Raw genomic sequence first — 16594 nt, 5'->3', positions numbered from 1 at the left:
TTACCAAACGTATGCTAATACTTCTCCGCCAACTTGTTTAGCGCGAGCTTCTTTGTCTGTAAGAACGCCTTGAGAAGTAGATACTAATGCGATACCAAGTCCGTTAAGTACGCGTGGTACTTCGTTAGTTTTTGCATAAACACGAAGACCAGGTTTGCTGATACGTTTTAGACCTGTGATAACACGTTCGTTGTTTGCACCATATTTCAAGAAAATACGAATGATGCCTTGCTTGTTATCCTCGATATATTCAACATCACGAATGAAACCTTCACGCTTTAAAATTTCAGCGATCTCTTTCTTGATATTAGAAGCAGGAACCTCTAATTTTTCGTGACGAACCATATTCGCATTACGGATGCGAGTTAGCAAATCTGCAATTGGATCTGTCATGACCATTGTTTTTTACCTCCTTCCCAGAAATGGGGTTTACCAGCTAGCTTTTTTCACACCAGGAATTTGTCCTTTGTATGCTAATTCACGGAAACAAATACGGCAGAGCTTAAATTTACGGTATACAGAATGTGGACGGCCACAACGTTCGCAGCGTGTATATTCTTGTACCTTATATTTTTGCGCGCGTTTTTGCTTCGCAATCATTGACTTTTTAGCCACGTTTTCGCCTCCCTTATTTTAGCGATTACTACTTTTGGAATGGCATTCCAAATTGAGTTAAAAGTTCACGTGCTTCTTCATCAGTATTAGCTGTAGTTACGATAACGATATCCATACCACGAACCTTACTTACCTTATCATAATCAATTTCAGGGAAGATTAACTGCTCTTTTACACCAAGAGTGTAGTTACCACGACCATCGAAAGATTTTTTAGAAATCCCACGGAAGTCACGTACACGTGGTAAAGATACAGAAACTAATTTATCGAAGAATTCGTACATACGCTCACCGCGAAGGGTAACTTTAGCACCGATTGGCATACCTTCACGAAGACGGAAACCAGCGATTGACTTTTTAGCGCGAGTTACAACTGGCTTTTGACCAGTAATTGTAGCAAGCTCTTCAACAGCGTTATCTAAAGCTTTTGAGTTTTGTACGGCATCACCAACACCCATGTTGATAACGATTTTTTCAATTTTAGGTACCTGCATAACTGATTTATAGTTAAACTTGCTCATTAAAGCAGGAGTAATTTCTTTTTGATACTTTTCTTTTAGGCGGTTCATTCATAGTACCTCCCTTCTTTTTTGAACTATTTATCTAGAACTTCACCGGATTTTTTTGCAACACGTACTTTCTTGCCATCTTCCACTTTATAGCCTACGCGAGTTGGCTCACCAGACTTAGGATCGATTGGCATTACGTTTGATACATGAATAGGTGCCTCTTGGCTGATGATTCCACCTTGTGGATTCAATTGATTTGGCTTAGAGTGCTTTTTAACGATGTTAATTCCTTCAACTAAGACACGGCTTTGTTTAGGGAACGCAGCTAAAACTACTCCTGTTTTGCCCTTATCCTTACCAGAGATGACCATTACTTTATCACCTTTTTTTACATGCATCTGTTCGCACCTCCTTAAAGGCAATTTGATTTGAAATTATAATACTTCTGGAGCTAAAGATACAATTTTCATAAAGTTGTTGTCACGAAGTTCACGAGCAACTGGTCCGAAAATACGAGTTCCACGTGGGCTCTTATCGTCACGGATAATTACACATGCGTTTTCATCGAAACGAATGTATGAACCATCAGCACGACGTGCTCCGCTCTTTGTACGAACAATAACAGCCTTTACAACGTCGCCTTTTTTAACAACGCCTCCTGGTGTTGCTTGTTTTACTGTACAAACGATAACATCACCAATATTAGCAGTCTTACGGCCTGAGCCTCCAAGAACTTTAATTGTTAGTACTTCACGAGCACCTGAGTTATCAGCAACTTTTAAACGAGTTTCTTGTTGAATCATGTGTGTTACCTCCCTTCGGGATGAAAACTAATTCCGATCATTAAATAATTACAGCTTTTTCTACTACTTCAACTAAACGGAAGCGTTTTGTTGCGGATAGTGGGCGAGTTTCCATGATGCGGACGATATCGCCAACTTTTGCTTGGTTCTGCTCATCATGAGCTTTGTACTTTTTAGAGTACTTAACGCGTTTACCGTATAACGGATGCTTTTTGTATGTTTCTACAAGAACAGTAACCGTCTTATCCATCTTGTCTGAAACAACACGTCCAGTGTAAACTTTGCGTTGGTTGCGTTCACTCATTGTGCGAACCTCCTCTCAAAGATTATCGATTATTAACGCCGATCTCTCTTTCACGAATAACAGTCTTCATGCGAGCAATCGCTTTGCGTACTTCACGGATGCGAGCTGTATTTTCAAGTTGTCCAGTCGCCAATTGAAAGCGAAGGTTGAAAAGCTCCTCTTTTAGTGATTTAACTTTTTGTTCAATTTCAGCAGTGGTAAGGTCACGAATTTCATTAGCTTTCATTTGATTCACCACCAATTTCTTCACGTTTTACAAACTTACATTTAACTGGAAGCTTGTGTGATGCAAGACGTAATGCTTCACGTGCGATTTCTTCAGAAACACCTGCGATTTCAAACATTACTTTCCCAGGTTTAACAACTGCAACCCATCCTTCTGGAGCACCTTTACCGGAACCCATGCGGACTTCTAGAGGCTTAGCTGTGTAAGGCTTATGCGGGAAAATTTTAATCCAAACTTTACCGCCACGTTTCATATAACGAGTCATCGCAATACGTGCAGCTTCAATTTGACGGTTTGTAATCCAAGATGCTTCAGTTGCTTGTAAACCGAATTCACCGAAAGTTACTTCTGTACCGCCTTTCGCTTGACCGCGCATTTTTCCACGGTGTTGACGACGATATTTAACGCGTTTAGGCACTAACATATTATTTGCCTCCTTCCTCAGTTTTCTTCTTAGTTGGAAGGACTTCTCCCTTATAGATCCATACTTTTACGCCAAGTTTACCGTAAGTTGTATCTGCTTCCGCAGTAGCATAATCGATATCAGCACGAAGTGTATGAAGAGGAACAGTTCCTTCGCTGTAAGACTCAGAACGAGCGATGTCTGCACCGCCAAGACGACCAGATACCATTGTTTTGATACCTTTTGCACCAGCGCGCATAGCACGTTGAATAACTTGTTTTTGAGCACGACGGAAAGATACGCGGTTTTCTAATTGACGAGCAATGTTCTCCGCAACCAATTTCGCATCGATATCAGCTTTTTTGATTTCAAGAATGTTGATGTGAACACGTTTGCCAGTTAGTGAGTTAAGAGCTTTACGAAGCGCTTCAACCTCAGTACCACCTTTACCAATAACCATTCCTGGTTTTGCAGTATGGATAGTGATGTTTACACGGTTAGCAGCACGCTCGATTTCTACTTTAGAAACAGAAGCATCGCTTAAACGCTTAGTGATATACTCACGAACCTTTAGGTCTTCGTGTAAAAGATCAGCGTAGTCTTTACCTGCGTACCACTTGGACTCCCAATCACGGATGACACCGATACGCAAACCGACTGGATTTACTTTTTGACCCACTATTATCCCTCCTTCTTCTCTGTTAATACGATTGTAATGTGGCTAGTACGTTTGTTAATTGCACTTGCACGACCCATTGCACGTGGACGGAAACGCTTCAAAGTTGGTCCCTCGTCAACGAAGACTTGAGAAACTACAAGGTTATTAACGTCCATTTCATAATTGTGCTCGGCATTTGCCATAGCAGAATTTAATAATTTTTCAACGATTGGAGAAGCAGCTTTTGGCGTATGTTTTAAAATCGCTACTGCTTCACCGACTTGCTTTCCTCGAATTAAATCTACAACTAAACGAGCTTTACGAGGAGCAATACGGACTGTTCTTACAACAGCTTTTGCTTGCATCAGAATGCCTCCTCTCATTAACGTCTTGTTTTCTTGTCATCACTTGCATGACCTTTGTAAGTACGAGTTGGAGCGAATTCTCCAAGCTTGTGACCGACCATGTCTTCAGTGACGTATACAGGTACATGTTTACGACCATCATAAACAGCGATTGTGTGTCCGATGAATTGTGGGAAGATCGTAGAACGGCGTGACCAAGTCTTTACCACTTGCTTGCCTTCTGTTTCATTAAGCTTTTCGATCTTTTTCATTAAATGTTCATCAACAAAAGGTCCTTTTTTTAAGCTGCGACCCATGATTGAACCTCCCTTCGTGATTGCCCTACGGCTCCATAGTTGAACCGTAGCTCAATCCCGTTATTTTTTACGACGACGTACGATAAATTTATCTGATTTGTTGTTTTTCTTACGAGTTTTCGCACCAAGAGTTGGTTTACCCCATGGAGACATTGGTGATTTACGTCCAATTGGAGCGCGTCCTTCACCACCACCGTGTGGGTGATCGTTAGGGTTCATTACAGATCCACGTACAGTTGGGCGCTTACCTAACCAACGAGAACGACCTGCTTTACCAATCTTAATAAGTTCGTGTTGTTCGTTACCAACTTGACCTACAGTAGCGCGGCAAGTAGCAAGAATCATACGTACTTCACCAGAGTTTAAACGAACTAATACGTACTTGCCTTCTTTACCAAGAACCTGTGCAGAAGTACCTGCAGAACGTACTAATTGTCCACCTTTACCAGGCTTTAACTCGATGTTGTGAATTACTGTACCAACAGGAATGTTAGCTAATGGTAGAGAGTTCCCTACTTTGATATCTGCTTCTGGTCCAGACATTACTTCCATACCAACTTCTAAATTCTTAGGAGCTAGGATGTAACGCTTTTCTCCATCAACATAATTAATTAATGCAATATTTGCGGAACGGTTTGGATCGTACTCGATTGTAGCAACGCGGCCTGGAATGCCATCTTTGTTACGTTTAAAATCGATGATACGATATTGACGCTTATGACCGCCACCTTGATGACGAACTGTTAACTTACCTTGGTTGTTACGGCCACCCTTGCTTTTTAAAGGAGCAAGTAATGATTTTTCTGGCTTGTCAGTAGTGATTTCTGCGAAATCAGAAACTGTCATACCGCGACGACCATTAGAGGTAGGTTTGTACTTTTTAATCGCCATTTATTTTCCCTCCTCTTCTTGTTTTAATGAATTAAACCTCAAAGAATTCGATTTCTTTGCTGTCTGCTGTTAATTTAACGATGGCTTTACGACGTTTGTTAGTGTAACCGCCGAATTTACCCATGCGCTTGAATTTGCCTTTATAGTTCAGAACGTTTACTTTCTCAACTTGAACACCAAAGATTTCCTCTACAGCATCTTTAACTTGAGTTTTGTTCGCTCTAACGTCAACTTCAAATGTATATTTTTTCTCAGACATTAAGTCAGTTGAACGTTCAGTGATAACGGGGCGCTTAATGATTTCGCGTGCATCCATTATGCAAGCACCTCCTCTACTTTTTCAACCGCTGCTTTTGTCATGATTAACTTGTCATGACCTAAAACATCCAATACGTTGATTCCTTCAGCAGTTACTACAGTTACACCAGGGATGTTACGAGCAGATAATGCTACGTTCTCATCAAGGTTAGCAGTAACAATTAGTGCTTTAGATTCAACAGAAAGACCTTTTAGGAAACCTTTGAAGTCTTTTGTTTTTGGAGTTTCGAAAGCAAGGTTTTCAATTACTAAAATGCTTTCCTCTAATACTTTAGAAGATAATGCAGATTTAATCGCTAAGCGACGAACCTTTTTAGGTAATTTGTAGCTATAGCTACGAGGCACTGGTCCAAATACTGTACCACCTCCGCGCCATTGTGGAGAACGAATCGAACCTTGACGAGCACGACCTGTTCCTTTTTGACGCCATGGCTTACGACCACCACCAGCTACTTCAGAACGAATTTTTGTTTTATGAGTTCCTTGACGTAAAGAAGCTCTTTGAGCTACAACAGCTTCAAATAACACATGGTTATTAGGCTCAATCCCGAAGATGGAATCGTTAAGTTCAACTTCTCCAACTTGTGATCCAGCTTGGTTAAACAATGTTACTTTTGGCATTCTTGTTTCCTCCTTTCTGCCTTTAATATTTACGCTTTAACCGCACTTTTAATTTTTAAAAGAGCTTTTCTAGCTCCTGGTACGTTTCCTTTAATTAATAGAAGGTTACGTTCTACGTCAACCTTTACAATTTCAAGGTTTTGTACAGTTACTTGTTCTCCACCCATACGTCCTGGTAATGCTTTACCTTTGAATACGCGGTTTGGAGCTACAGGACCCATTGAACCTGGGCGACGGTGATAACGAGAACCGTGTGCCATTGGTCCGCGAGATTGTCCATGACGCTTGATTGAGCCTTGGAAACCTTTACCCTTTGAGATTCCTGTTACATCTACTACATCGCCTTCAGCGAAAATATCTACTTTGACTTCCTGACCAACTTCTAACTCAGCTAAGCCTTCTCCACGGAATTCACGTACGAAGCGCTTAGGAGCAGTGTTTGCTTTAGCAACATGTCCCTTTTCAGGTTTGTTTGAAAGCTTTTCACGTTTGTCATCAAATCCTAATTGAACTGATACGTAACCGTCAGTTTCATCGGATTTCTTTTGAAGAACTACGTTTGGAGCAGCCTCAACAACTGTTACTGGGATAAGATCACCATTTTCAGCAAAAACTTGAGTCATACCGATTTTTCTTCCTAAGATTCCTTTGGTCATTATAGTCACACCTCCTGTGGATTATCTTGTTTTATTTCATTGATTAAGTTTCTTAGTAACATCTTTATAGATAGAAATTAAAGCTTAATTTCGATATCTACGCCAGATGGTAAGTCTAAACGCATTAATGAATCAACAGTTTGTGGTGTTGGGTTCACAATGTCGATTAAACGCTTGTGCGTACGCATCTCGAATTGCTCACGAGAGTCCTTGTACTTATGCACCGCACGTAGGATTGTGTAAACAGACTTTTCAGTTGGTAGAGGTATCGGACCTGATACAGCTGCACCAGAACGCTTTGCTGTTTCTACAATTTTTTCTGCAGATTGATCAAGAATTCTGTGATCATATGCTTTTAAACGGATACGAATCTTTTGTTTTGCCATTATTTTCCCTCCTTTTCGCCTATTTTAAAATAGACATTCTCCGTGAAAATTTCCCACACACTCGCCATGGCAAAGCGGCCGGGTGTGTCAGCAACCTTTCACATCATCGCAGTCAAAGACCAACATTGTCTATTATACAATGAATCATAAAGTAAATGCAACCTATAATTTCATTTCTTTATCATCACACTTTTTTTATTATATAGGCTTGTATCGATGTTTTCAAGTGTGCGAGAAATAGTCGAACTATTGAATTAGACGGTAAATAGAGGAATCTTTTTTGGGAAGTGTTCTACGTACTTTTCTCTATTTATTTTGTTGAGATTTCGCTGATTGATTTTCGCTCCACGCACTTGCATTATGTCGGTAAGTTGGTGAGCTTTTGGTTTATGAGGACATTGTTCGCTGTAAGGTTGGAATAGTTGTCTTCATAAACCTTTCACTCAAACTTTCCCCCAATAACTCCCGAAAAGTCCTGCGTCATTTATAAGATTCTCTACTCTGATAGAACGTTATTCTTTTGAAAACGAGTTTCTTCTATATATATTAGAACTCTTATGCGATTTCATGTTTTAGACGGCAAGGCTCCGCCATTGTTGATTTTTCATCTCTTCGAAAAGGTGTACCCACTTAATTAGCCGGAGAAAATCCGTTTATTTCGTTAGATTGATGGTTATTAGTTGAAATAGGCTGAGATTTTCCGCTTAATTGACTTGAGAAGCCTTAAAATCATGAAAAATGTATGGCTTAACCGGAAAAATTCCGCTTATTTGCAGAAAAATTGTTAAGATTTCTGTTTTAACCGGAATTTTTATCCCTATTTTCAAAGTAATAGATTTGGGTTCAACATCCATAGTTGCGGCAAAGAAATTCTTACTTCGACCTTCCCCAACATCAACACCCATCTCCAACAGAATCAAACACAAAAAAACAGATGGGTCGTCACCCATCTGTTTTTATCAATTATAATTACTCTTGGATTGTAGCAACTACACCAGCGCCAACAGTACGTCCACCCTCACGGATAGAGAACTTTGTACCTTCTTCGATAGCGATTGGAGCGATTAGTTCTACAGTCATTTCGATGTTATCTCCAGGCATAACCATTTCTACGCCTTCAGGAAGATTACAAATACCAGTTACGTCAGTTGTACGGAAGTAGAACTGAGGACGGTAGTTTGTGAAGAATGGAGTATGACGTCCACCTTCTTCTTTTGATAAAACGTAAACTTCAGCTTTGAACTTTGTGTGTGGTGTAATTGAACCTGGCTTAGCAAGTACTTGACCACGTTGGATATCTTCACGAGCAACTCCACGAAGAAGTGCACCGATGTTATCTCCAGCTTCAGCATAATCAAGAAGCTTACGGAACATTTCAACACCTGTTACAGTTGTTGATTTTGGCTCTTCAGCAAGACCGATGATTTCGATTACGTCACCAACTTTTACTTGTCCGCGCTCTACACGTCCAGTAGCAACAGTTCCACGTCCAGTGATTGAGAATACATCCTCAACTGGCATCATGAATGGCTTTTCAGTGTCACGAGTTGGAGTTGGAACATACTCATCAACAGCGTTCATTAATTCAACGATTTTTTCTTCCCAAGCTGCTTCTCCTTCAAGAGCCTTAAGAGCAGAACCCTTGATTACAGGAATATCATCACCAGGGAATTCATATTCTGATAATAGGTCACGAACTTCCATTTCTACTAATTCAAGAAGCTCTTCGTCGTCTACCATATCACACTTGTTCATGAATACAACAAGGTAAGGTACACCTACCTGACGAGATAAAAGGATGTGCTCACGAGTTTGTGGCATTGGGCCATCAGCAGCAGATACTACTAAGATACCGCCGTCCATTTGAGCAGCTCCAGTGATCATGTTCTTAACATAGTCAGCATGTCCTGGGCAGTCAACGTGTGCATAGTGACGGTTAGCAGTTTCATACTCAACGTGAGAAGTGTTGATTGTGATTCCACGCTCTTTTTCTTCTGGCGCGTTATCGATTTGGTCATATCCGCGTGCTTCACCGCCACCTGCTTTTGCAAGTACAGTTGTGATAGCAGCTGTTAAAGTAGTTTTACCATGGTCAACGTGACCAATAGTTCCGATATTAACGTGTGGTTTTGAACGGTCAAATTTAGCTTTTCCCATTTTGGAAATCCTCCTTTAATATAAAAAAGTTAAGTATATGGATGTAGTAAGAAAAGGAGATCCTTTTCTTACCACTCTTACATAAGTAGTTATACTTTATATATTGGTGAAAATCAATTATTCACCTTTATTTTTCTTAATGATTTCTTCTGAAATTGATTTTGGTACTTCTTCATAGTGGTCAAAGTGCATTGAGAACACACCGCGACCTTGAGTGCTAGAACGTAAAGTTGTAGCATAACCAAACATTTCAGAAAGAGGAACCATCGCACGGACAACTTGTGCATTACCACGAGCTTCCATACCTTCTACACGTCCACGACGGGAAGTGATGTTACCCATGATATCACCCATGTATTCTTCAGGGATGATAACTTCAACTCTCATCATTGGTTCTAAAATAACTGGGTTACATTTAGAAGCTGCGTTTTTAAGAGCCATAGAAGCGGCAATTTTGAACGCCATTTCAGAAGAGTCGACATCATGGTAAGAACCGTCAAATAGACGAGCTTTGATATCTACTACTGGGTATCCTGCAAGAAGACCTCTGTCAAGTGATTCAACAAGACCAGCTTGAACAGCAGGAATGTATTCACGAGGAACAACCCCACCGACGATACCGTTTTCGAATTCGAAGCCTTTTCCTTCTTCGTTTGGAGAGAATTCAATCCAAACGTGTCCGAATTGTCCACGTCCACCAGATTGGCGAGCAAACTTTCCTTCTACAGATGCAGAAGAACGGATTGTTTCGCGGTAAGCAACCTGAGGAGCACCAACATTAGCTTCTACTTTGAATTCACGGCGCATACGGTCTACTAGAATATCTAAGTGAAGTTCACCCATACCTGCGATGATAACCTGTCCAGTCTCCTGGTCAGTATGCGCACGGAATGTAGGATCTTCTTCTTGTAGCTTTTGTAGAGCAGTAGTCATTTTATCTTGGTCAGCCTTAGACTTAGGCTCGATAGATAATTGAATAACTGGCTCTGGGAATTCCATAGACTCAAGGATAACTAGGCTCTTTTCATCACATAGTGTATCACCAGTTGTAGTATCTTTAAGACCTACAGCAGCAGCGATATCCCCTGCGTATACCATTGAAATCTCTTCACGGCTGTTAGCATGCATTTGTAGGATACGTCCTACACGCTCACGCTTACCTTTAGTAGAGTTTTGAACGTACGAACCTGAGCTTAGTGTACCAGAGTACACACGGAAGAATGTTAATTTACCAACATAAGGGTCAGTCATAACTTTGAACGCTAGAGCTGAGAACGGCTCTTCATCACTTGAATGACGTTCAACTACTTCATCACTATCTGGAAGTGTTCCTTTAATAGCAGGAACATCTAGTGGAGATGGTAGGTAGTCAATAACAGCGTCAAGCATTTTTTGAACACCTTTGTTTTTGAATGCAGAACCACAGATAACAGGGTAGAATTCAACGTTAACAGTACCTTTACGAATTGCTGCTTTCAGGTCTTCAGCAGTGATTTCTTCACCACCAAGGTATTTTTCCATTAACTCTTCGTCAAATTCAGATACCGCTTCGATTAATTTCTCACGGTATTCTTCTGCTTCAGCTTGGTACTCTTCAGGAATTTCACGTACCTCAATGTCAGTTCCAAGGTCGTTACCGTAGAATGTTGCGTTCATTTCAACTAAGTCAATGATAGCTGAGAATTGATCTTCAGCTCCAATTGGAAGTTGAATTGCTGCAGCATTTGCTTGTAAGCGATCATGAATCGTTTTGATTGAATACTTGAAATCAGCACCAATTTTGTCCATCTTGTTTACAAATACAACACGCGGTACGCCGTATGTTGTTGCTTGGCGCCAAACTGTTTCAGTTTGAGGCTCAACACCAGACTGTGCATCAAGTACAGCAACTGCACCATCTAATACACGTAGGGAACGTTCAACTTCAACTGTGAAGTCTACGTGTCCTGGTGTATCGATGATGTTAACGCGGTGACCTTTCCATTGTGCAGTTGTGGCTGCAGATGTAATTGTAATACCACGTTCTTGTTCCTGTTCCATCCAGTCCATCTGAGACGCACCTTCATGTGTTTCACCGATTTTATGAATCTTACCAGTGTAATAAAGTACGCGCTCAGTTGTTGTTGTTTTACCAGCATCAATGTGAGCCATGATACCGATGTTTCTTGTATTTGCTAAGGAGAACTCTCTTGCCATTGGTATTTCTCCTTTCTCATATGAGTGTTTTTTAGTTTGTTTTTATAATAGTAAAAGTAAATTCTACCAACGATAATGAGCGAATGCTTTGTTAGCTTCAGCCATTTTGTGTGTATCTTCACGTTTCTTAACTGATGCACCAGTGTTGTTAGCTGCATCTAGAATTTCGTTAGCTAAACGCTCTTCCATTGTCTTTTCTCCGCGAAGACGTGAATAGTTTACTAACCAACGAAGACCAAGAGTTGTACGACGATCTGGGCGCACCTCTACTGGTACTTGATAGTTAGAACCACCTACACGGCGTGCTTTAACTTCTAGTACAGGCATGATGTTCTTTAATGCTTGATCGAATACTTCCATTGGATCTTTGCCAGTACGTTCACGAATGATATCGAATGATGAGTAAAGAATAGATTGAGATTTACCTCTCTTACCGTCAACCATCATTTTGTTGATTAGACGACTGATTAGCTTTGAATTGTAAATCGGATCTGGTAATACGTCTCTTTTTGCTACAGGTCCTTTACGTGGCATCTGTCTTCCTCCTTTCAAAGAAGCTTATAATTTCTATTTGATTATTTTTTTGCTGCTTTAGGTTTCTTCGTACCGTACTTAGAACGACCTTGCATACGGTTGTTAACACCAGCTGTATCTAATGCTCCACGAACGATATGGTAACGTACCCCTGGTAAGTCCTTTACACGTCCGCCACGGATTAATACAACGCTGTGCTCTTGTAGGTTGTGTCCGATACCAGGAATATATGCAGTTACCTCGATGCCGTTAGTTAAACGTACACGAGCATATTTACGTAACGCAGAGTTTGGTTTTTTCGGAGTCATTGTACCAACACGAGTACATACACCACGCTTTTGTGGAGATGATACGTCAGTTTGTGCTTTTTTGAAGCTGTTGTAACCTTTGTTTAGCGCAGGTGATTTTGACTTTTCCTCTTTTGATTGACGAGGCTTGCGCACTAATTGGTTAATAGTAGGCATTTATGTTTCCTCCCTTCACTTTTTCGTTAAGCCCACACATCCAGGTGGTTCATTTTGAAGCAAAAAACAAAGTCCTTGCAGATCACTCTACAAAAACAGTTTTTAATGGGTTAATGCAACGGTTGCGGCACCGACCTCTATGGAGCATGCTTTCCCTAAGGATTTCATTGAATCCACATAGGTGATCGGAATGTTCAGTTCTTCAGCTGTATCGATGACTTTGGCTGTTACCATTGGAGCAGCATCCATAGCCACTAATACTTCCTTTACGTTTCCATCCCGTAAAGCTTTGACCGTTTGCTTTGTTCCTACTATAAAATTTTTGGCCTGCATTACTTTTTCATAAGACAATTTTACATCCTCCAAAGTAACAGGTAATAGGAGCACCTTTGTTATATTAACATCATAGATATTCAATGTCAACATCAATTATAGATAATTTATCAGAATAAATGTGGTACTTGTCAAACGACAAGTACCACATTGTATTCGATAATTTACTCAACTGTTACAACATCTTCTGTTTCTTCAACTGCTGCAACAGGTTCTGCTTTACGGTAACGTTGCATACCAGTACCTGCTGGTACAAGTTTACCGATAATAACATTTTCTTTAAGTCCAAGTAACTCATCGCGTTTTCCTTTAATTGCTGCATCAGTAAGAACTCTTGTTGTTTCTTGGAATGATGCTGCAGATAAGAAGGAATCTGTTTCAAGAGATGCTTTCGTAATCCCTAGTAACACTGGGCGACCCGTTGCTGGTAATTTACCTTCAAGTAAGGCTTTTTCGTTTGCATCAGTGAATTGGTGGATATCAAGCAGTGAACCTGGTAAAACTTCAGTTTCTCCAGCATCTACTACACGGATTTTACGAAGCATTTGGCGAACCATTACTTCTACGTGCTTATCCCCAATTTCTACCCCTTGCATACGGTATACCTTTTGAACCTCTTTAAGCAAGTACTCTTGTACAGACGTCACGTCTTTGACTTTGATTAATTCCTTCGGATCGATGGAACCCTCTGTCAATTCTTGACCGATAACAACTTGGTCATTGATTGCGACTTTTAGACGAGCTGTATAAGGCGCTGTATATGTGCGAGATTCGATTTCTCCTTGAACGATGATTTCATGTTGACGATCACGACCTTCGTTAATGCCAACAACAACACCATCAAGTTCTGAAATAACCGCTTGACCTTTCGGATTACGCGCTTCGAAAATCTCCTGGATACGTGGAAGACCTTGTGTAATATCGTCTCCGGCAACCCCACCTGTATGGAATGTACGCATCGTTAACTGTGTTCCTGGCTCACCAATTGATTGGGCAGCGATAATACCAACTGCTTCTCCCACTTCAACTTCTTGACCAGTTGCAAGGTTACGACCGTAACATTTTTTACATACACCATGACGAGTGTTACAAGTAAATGCGGAGCGAATCCAAACTTCCTCGACACCTGCTTCGACAATCTCAGTAGCTAAATCTTCTGTAATCAAGCCATTTTCAGGTACCATAACTTGTTTTGTTTCGGGGTGCTTAATCGCTCTTCTTGCATAACGACCGATTAAACGCTCATCTAGAGCTTCAATTATTTCAGTTCCATCTCTTAGAGCTGCTACTAATAGACCACGATCAGTTCCACAGTCATCATCACGAACGATAACATCCTGTGCCACGTCTACAAGACGACGAGTTAGGTAACCTGAGTCAGCTGTTTTAAGAGCTGTATCGGCAAGACCTTTACGCGCTCCGTGAGTAGAAATAAAGTATTCTAATACTGTTAATCCTTCACGGAAACTTGAGATGATCGGTAATTCGATGATACGACCAGCCGGGTTGGCCATCAATCCACGCATACCCGCAAGCTGCGTGAAGTTCGATGCGTTACCACGGGCACCAGAATCACTCATCATGAAGATCGGGTTCGTTTTCTCTAAAGACTTCATTAGTTTTGCTTGAATATTATCCTTTGCAGCACTCCAGATAGAAATAACACGGTCATAACGCTCTTCTTCTGTGATTAAACCACGTCTGAATTGCTTCAGGACGTTATCTACCTTAATTTGTGCTTCATCGATAATTTCTTTCTTTTCTTTTAAAACAACGATATCTGCCACACCAACAGTAATACCTGCTTTAGTGGAGTATCTGAATCCAAGATTCTTCATGCGATCAAGCATTTTTGATGTTTCAGTAATCTTGAAGCGTTTGAATACTTCCGCAATGATATTTCCAAGAATCTTTTTCTTGAATGGGTCTACGATTGGTAGACTCTTAATCAATTCCTTAATATCCGCACCTTTTTCAACAAAGTATTTCTTTGGTGTTTCTTCTTCAAGATTTTCCTTTGTCGGTTCGTTAATATAAGGGAAAGATTTCGGTAAAATTTCATTGAAAACAAGCTTACCAACAGTTGTAACTAACAACATGTTGTTTTGTTCTTCTGTGAACGTTTCGTTGTTTAAAGAACCTGCATGAACCGCGATACGAGTGTGTAAATGAACATAGCCATTTTGGTAAGCAATCAATGCTTCATTCGTATCCTTGAAGATCATACCTTCTCCAACAGCATCTTTACGTTCTAAAGTCAGGTAGTAGTTACCTAATACCATATCCTGAGATGGCGTAACAACAGGTTTTCCATCTTTAGGGTTTAGAATGTTTTGAGCAGCAAGCATTAGAAGTCTAGCTTCAGCTTGTGCTTCTGCAGATAATGGTACGTGTACCGCCATTTGGTCACCGTCAAAGTCGGCGTTGTAAGCTGTACAAACAAGTGGATGCAAGCGAATTGCACGACCTTCTACAAGAGTTGGTTCAAATGCTTGAATTCCAAGTATGTGTAGAGTTGGGGCACGGTTTAACAGAACCGGATGCTCCTTAATAACGTCTTCAAGCACATCCCAAATTTCAGGAGATAAGCGCTCAATTTTACGCTTTGCAGATTTTATATTATGAGCTAAGCCCTTTTCAACAAGCTCCTTCATTACGAAAGGCTTGAATAATTCAATCGCCATTTCCTTAGGCAGACCGCATTGGTACATCTTAAGGTTTGGACCTACGACGATAACGGAACGACCAGAGTAGTCAACACGCTTACCTAGTAGGTTTTGACGGAAACGTCCTTGCTTCCCTTTAAGCATATGAGAAAGAGATTTCAATGGACGGTTACCTGGTCCTGTAACAGGACGACCACGACGACCATTATCGATTAGAGCATCTACAGCTTCCTGTAGCATACGCTTTTCGTTTTGAACAATAATACTTGGAGCACCTAAATCTAATAGACGCTTTAGACGGTTGTTACGGTTAATGACGCGACGATATAAATCGTTTAAGTCAGAAGTCGCAAAACGACCACCATCTAATTGCACCATTGGGCGAAGTTCCGGTGGAATTACTGGTAGAACATCTAGGATCATCCAAGATGGTTCGTTTCCAGAATTACGGAATGCTTCTAGTACTTCAAGGCGTTTGATTGCTCTTGTACGGCGCTGACCTTGAGCAGTTTTTAATTCTTCTTTTAAAGCATCTACTTCTTTATCTAAATCGATATCAGATAGAAGCTTTTTAATGGATTCCGCACCCATAGAAGCTTGGAATTTGTTGCCGTACTTATCACGATAAGCACGATATTCTTTTTCGGATAAAAGCTGTTTCTTTTCTAGTGGCGTATCGCCTGGCTCTGTTACAACATAAGAAGCAAAATAGATAACTTCTTCTAAAGCACGAGGTGACATATCTAGAATTAAGCCCATTCTGCTTGGAATTCCTTTGAAATACCAAATGTGAGAAACAGGAGCTGCTAATTCGATATGACCCATGCGTTCACGACGAACTTTTGCACGAGTTACTTCTACACCACAGCGATCACAGACTACACCTTTATAACGGACACGCTTATATTTTCCACAGTGACATTCCCAGTCTTTCTGTGGTCCAAAGATACGCTCACAAAATAGTCCGTCCTTCTCTGGCTTTAAGGTACGATAGTTGATTGTTTCTGGCTTCTTTACTTCTCCGAAAGACCATGAACGAATTTTATCGGGTGAAGCAAGACCAATTTTCATATACTCAAAATTATTGACATCTAGCAAGGGGCCTACCTCCCTCATAATCTACAGGTTTTACCCTTATAGCCTTAACTACCATTTTCCCACTCCCAAAGATGGAATGAGAAAATGGCGTAGTAT

23 protein-coding genes are annotated in these 16594 nt (G+C 40.7%); all 23 read right to left on the bottom strand.

The features are described from left to right. The 23 genes from rpsH to rpoC all read right to left on the bottom strand — a co-directional run bounded on the left by rpsH (position 1) and on the right by rpoC (position 16498). Entirely contained in the window at positions 1-399 is a 399-nt protein-coding gene (gene rpsH, locus FA727_RS22320) for a 30S ribosomal protein S8 (protein WP_095313741.1), read from the bottom strand. A gap of 30 nt (positions 400-429) precedes the next feature. After that, positions 430-615, bottom strand: a complete 186-nt coding sequence (locus tag FA727_RS22315; RefSeq protein ID WP_126410601.1) for a type Z 30S ribosomal protein S14 — start codon at positions 613-615, stop codon at positions 430-432. Positions 616-643: 28 nt separating this feature from the next. After that, complete coding sequence (gene rplE / locus FA727_RS22310; RefSeq protein WP_136833679.1) at positions 644-1183, bottom strand: 50S ribosomal protein L5; 540 nt, start codon at positions 1181-1183, stop codon at positions 644-646. 26 nt (positions 1184-1209) lie between these two features. After that, positions 1210-1521: a 50S ribosomal protein L24 gene (gene rplX, locus FA727_RS22305; protein ID WP_126410599.1), complete on the bottom strand. Its 312-nt coding sequence runs from the start codon at positions 1519-1521 to the stop codon at positions 1210-1212. Positions 1522-1557: 36 nt separating this feature from the next. After that, entirely contained in the window at positions 1558-1926 is a 369-nt protein-coding gene (rplN, locus tag FA727_RS22300; protein ID WP_126410598.1) for a 50S ribosomal protein L14, read from the bottom strand. Positions 1927-1966: 40 nt separating this feature from the next. Then, the gene (gene rpsQ / locus FA727_RS22295; RefSeq protein ID WP_066321295.1) at positions 1967-2230 is read right to left on the bottom strand and encodes a 30S ribosomal protein S17; all 264 of its coding nucleotides are present in this window, start codon (positions 2228-2230) and stop codon (positions 1967-1969) included. Between the two features lie 22 nt (positions 2231-2252). After that, positions 2253-2456: a 50S ribosomal protein L29 gene (gene rpmC, locus FA727_RS22290; protein WP_003351417.1), complete on the bottom strand. Its 204-nt coding sequence runs from the start codon at positions 2454-2456 to the stop codon at positions 2253-2255. Beyond that, the gene (gene rplP / locus FA727_RS22285; RefSeq protein ID WP_136833678.1) at positions 2446-2880 is read right to left on the bottom strand and encodes a 50S ribosomal protein L16; all 435 of its coding nucleotides are present in this window, start codon (positions 2878-2880) and stop codon (positions 2446-2448) included. The genes rpmC and rplP overlap by 11 nt, the downstream gene beginning before the upstream one ends. Position 2881: 1 nt before the next feature. Continuing rightward, positions 2882-3538: a 30S ribosomal protein S3 gene (rpsC, locus tag FA727_RS22280; RefSeq protein WP_126410597.1), complete on the bottom strand. Its 657-nt coding sequence runs from the start codon at positions 3536-3538 to the stop codon at positions 2882-2884. A 2-nt stretch (positions 3539-3540) separates the two neighbouring features. Continuing rightward, entirely contained in the window at positions 3541-3882 is a 342-nt protein-coding gene (gene rplV, locus FA727_RS22275; protein WP_126410596.1) for a 50S ribosomal protein L22, read from the bottom strand. A gap of 17 nt (positions 3883-3899) precedes the next feature. Then, a complete protein-coding gene (gene rpsS / locus FA727_RS22270; protein WP_126410595.1) occupies positions 3900-4178 on the bottom strand; it encodes a 30S ribosomal protein S19 in 279 nt (92 codons plus the stop codon). 60 nt (positions 4179-4238) lie between these two features. Then, on the bottom strand, positions 4239-5069 hold the full coding sequence (gene rplB / locus FA727_RS22265; RefSeq protein WP_136833677.1) for a 50S ribosomal protein L2: 831 nt from the start codon (positions 5067-5069) through the stop codon (positions 4239-4241). 31 nt (positions 5070-5100) lie between these two features. Continuing rightward, complete coding sequence (rplW, locus tag FA727_RS22260; protein WP_126410593.1) at positions 5101-5385, bottom strand: 50S ribosomal protein L23; 285 nt, start codon at positions 5383-5385, stop codon at positions 5101-5103. After that, complete coding sequence (rplD, locus tag FA727_RS22255; protein WP_126410592.1) at positions 5385-6008, bottom strand: 50S ribosomal protein L4; 624 nt, start codon at positions 6006-6008, stop codon at positions 5385-5387. Before rplD ends, rplW begins: the two co-directional genes overlap by 1 nt. 29 nt (positions 6009-6037) lie before the next feature. Then, positions 6038-6664: a 50S ribosomal protein L3 gene (gene rplC, locus FA727_RS22250; RefSeq protein WP_136833676.1), complete on the bottom strand. Its 627-nt coding sequence runs from the start codon at positions 6662-6664 to the stop codon at positions 6038-6040. A gap of 77 nt (positions 6665-6741) precedes the next feature. Next, positions 6742-7050: a 30S ribosomal protein S10 gene (gene rpsJ, locus FA727_RS22245; protein ID WP_003354783.1), complete on the bottom strand. Its 309-nt coding sequence runs from the start codon at positions 7048-7050 to the stop codon at positions 6742-6744. A 704-nt stretch (positions 7051-7754) separates the two neighbouring features. Beyond that, positions 7755-7955, bottom strand: coding sequence for a hypothetical protein (locus FA727_RS24205; RefSeq protein ID WP_158318950.1), 201 nt, complete (start codon positions 7953-7955; stop codon positions 7755-7757). A 64-nt stretch (positions 7956-8019) separates the two neighbouring features. Then, entirely contained in the window at positions 8020-9207 is a 1188-nt protein-coding gene (gene tuf / locus FA727_RS22240) for an elongation factor Tu (protein WP_126410590.1), read from the bottom strand. 117 nt (positions 9208-9324) lie between these two features. Then, a complete protein-coding gene (gene fusA, locus FA727_RS22235) occupies positions 9325-11403 on the bottom strand; it encodes an elongation factor G (protein WP_136833675.1) in 2079 nt (692 codons plus the stop codon). 63 nt (positions 11404-11466) lie between these two features. Continuing rightward, positions 11467-11937 carry a 30S ribosomal protein S7 gene (rpsG, locus tag FA727_RS22230; protein WP_126410588.1) on the bottom strand — a complete coding sequence of 157 codons (471 nt, stop codon included), beginning with the start codon at positions 11935-11937 and terminating at the stop codon, positions 11467-11469. Between the two features lie 41 nt (positions 11938-11978). Further along, positions 11979-12401 carry a 30S ribosomal protein S12 gene (gene rpsL / locus FA727_RS22225; protein WP_136833674.1) on the bottom strand — a complete coding sequence of 141 codons (423 nt, stop codon included), beginning with the start codon at positions 12399-12401 and terminating at the stop codon, positions 11979-11981. Positions 12402-12503: 102 nt separating this feature from the next. Further along, a complete protein-coding gene (locus FA727_RS22220) occupies positions 12504-12752 on the bottom strand; it encodes a 50S ribosomal protein L7ae-like protein (RefSeq protein WP_136833673.1) in 249 nt (82 codons plus the stop codon). Between the two features lie 146 nt (positions 12753-12898). Next, on the bottom strand, positions 12899-16498 hold the full coding sequence (gene rpoC, locus FA727_RS22215; protein ID WP_136833672.1) for a DNA-directed RNA polymerase subunit beta': 3600 nt from the start codon (positions 16496-16498) through the stop codon (positions 12899-12901). Positions 16499-16594: the final 96 nt, after the last annotated feature.

The sequence above is a fragment of the Robertmurraya kyonggiensis genome (assembly GCF_005116465.1).
Lineage (GTDB): Bacteria > Bacillota > Bacilli > Bacillales > Cytobacillaceae > Robertmurraya > Robertmurraya kyonggiensis.
Note: the sequence above shows the minus strand (reverse complement) of the source record. Positions and strands in the feature narration are given on the sequence as shown.

Bases quoted from the DNA above. Each gene is read 5' to 3' on its own strand.
- rpsH (WP_095313741.1), bottom strand. From the start codon at position 399: ATGGTCATGACAGATCCAATTGCAGATTTGCTAACTCGCATCCGTAAT.
- rplE (WP_136833679.1), bottom strand. From the start codon at position 1,183: ATGAACCGCCTAAAAGAAAAGTATCAAAAAGAAATTACTCCTGCTTTA.
- rplX (WP_126410599.1), bottom strand. From the start codon at position 1,521: ATGCATGTAAAAAAAGGTGATAAAGTAATGGTCATCTCTGGTAAGGAT.
- rplN (WP_126410598.1), bottom strand. From the start codon at position 1,926: ATGATTCAACAAGAAACTCGTTTAAAAGTTGCTGATAACTCAGGTGCT.
- rpsQ (WP_066321295.1), bottom strand. From the start codon at position 2,230: ATGAGTGAACGCAACCAACGCAAAGTTTACACTGGACGTGTTGTTTCA.
- rpmC (WP_003351417.1), bottom strand. From the start codon at position 2,456: ATGAAAGCTAATGAAATTCGTGACCTTACCACTGCTGAAATTGAACAA.
- rplP (WP_136833678.1), bottom strand. From the start codon at position 2,880: ATGTTAGTGCCTAAACGCGTTAAATATCGTCGTCAACACCGTGGAAAA.
- rplV (WP_126410596.1), bottom strand. From the start codon at position 3,882: ATGCAAGCAAAAGCTGTTGTAAGAACAGTCCGTATTGCTCCTCGTAAA.
- rpsS (WP_126410595.1), bottom strand. From the start codon at position 4,178: ATGGGTCGCAGCTTAAAAAAAGGACCTTTTGTTGATGAACATTTAATG.
- rplB (WP_136833677.1), bottom strand. From the start codon at position 5,069: ATGGCGATTAAAAAGTACAAACCTACCTCTAATGGTCGTCGCGGTATG.
- rplW (WP_126410593.1), bottom strand. From the start codon at position 5,385: ATGGATGCACGCGAAATCATTAAGCGCCCCGTTATCACTGAACGTTCA.
- rplD (WP_126410592.1), bottom strand. From the start codon at position 6,008: ATGCCAAAAGTAACATTGTTTAACCAAGCTGGATCACAAGTTGGAGAA.
- rplC (WP_136833676.1), bottom strand. From the start codon at position 6,664: ATGACCAAAGGAATCTTAGGAAGAAAAATCGGTATGACTCAAGTTTTT.
- rpsJ (WP_003354783.1), bottom strand. From the start codon at position 7,050: ATGGCAAAACAAAAGATTCGTATCCGTTTAAAAGCATATGATCACAGA.
- FA727_RS24205 (WP_158318950.1), bottom strand. From the start codon at position 7,955: ATGGGTGTTGATGTTGGGGAAGGTCGAAGTAAGAATTTCTTTGCCGCA.
- tuf (WP_126410590.1), bottom strand. From the start codon at position 9,207: ATGGGAAAAGCTAAATTTGACCGTTCAAAACCACACGTTAATATCGGA.
- fusA (WP_136833675.1), bottom strand. From the start codon at position 11,403: ATGGCAAGAGAGTTCTCCTTAGCAAATACAAGAAACATCGGTATCATG.
- rpsG (WP_126410588.1), bottom strand. From the start codon at position 11,937: ATGCCACGTAAAGGACCTGTAGCAAAAAGAGACGTATTACCAGATCCG.
- rpsL (WP_136833674.1), bottom strand. From the start codon at position 12,401: ATGCCTACTATTAACCAATTAGTGCGCAAGCCTCGTCAATCAAAAGAG.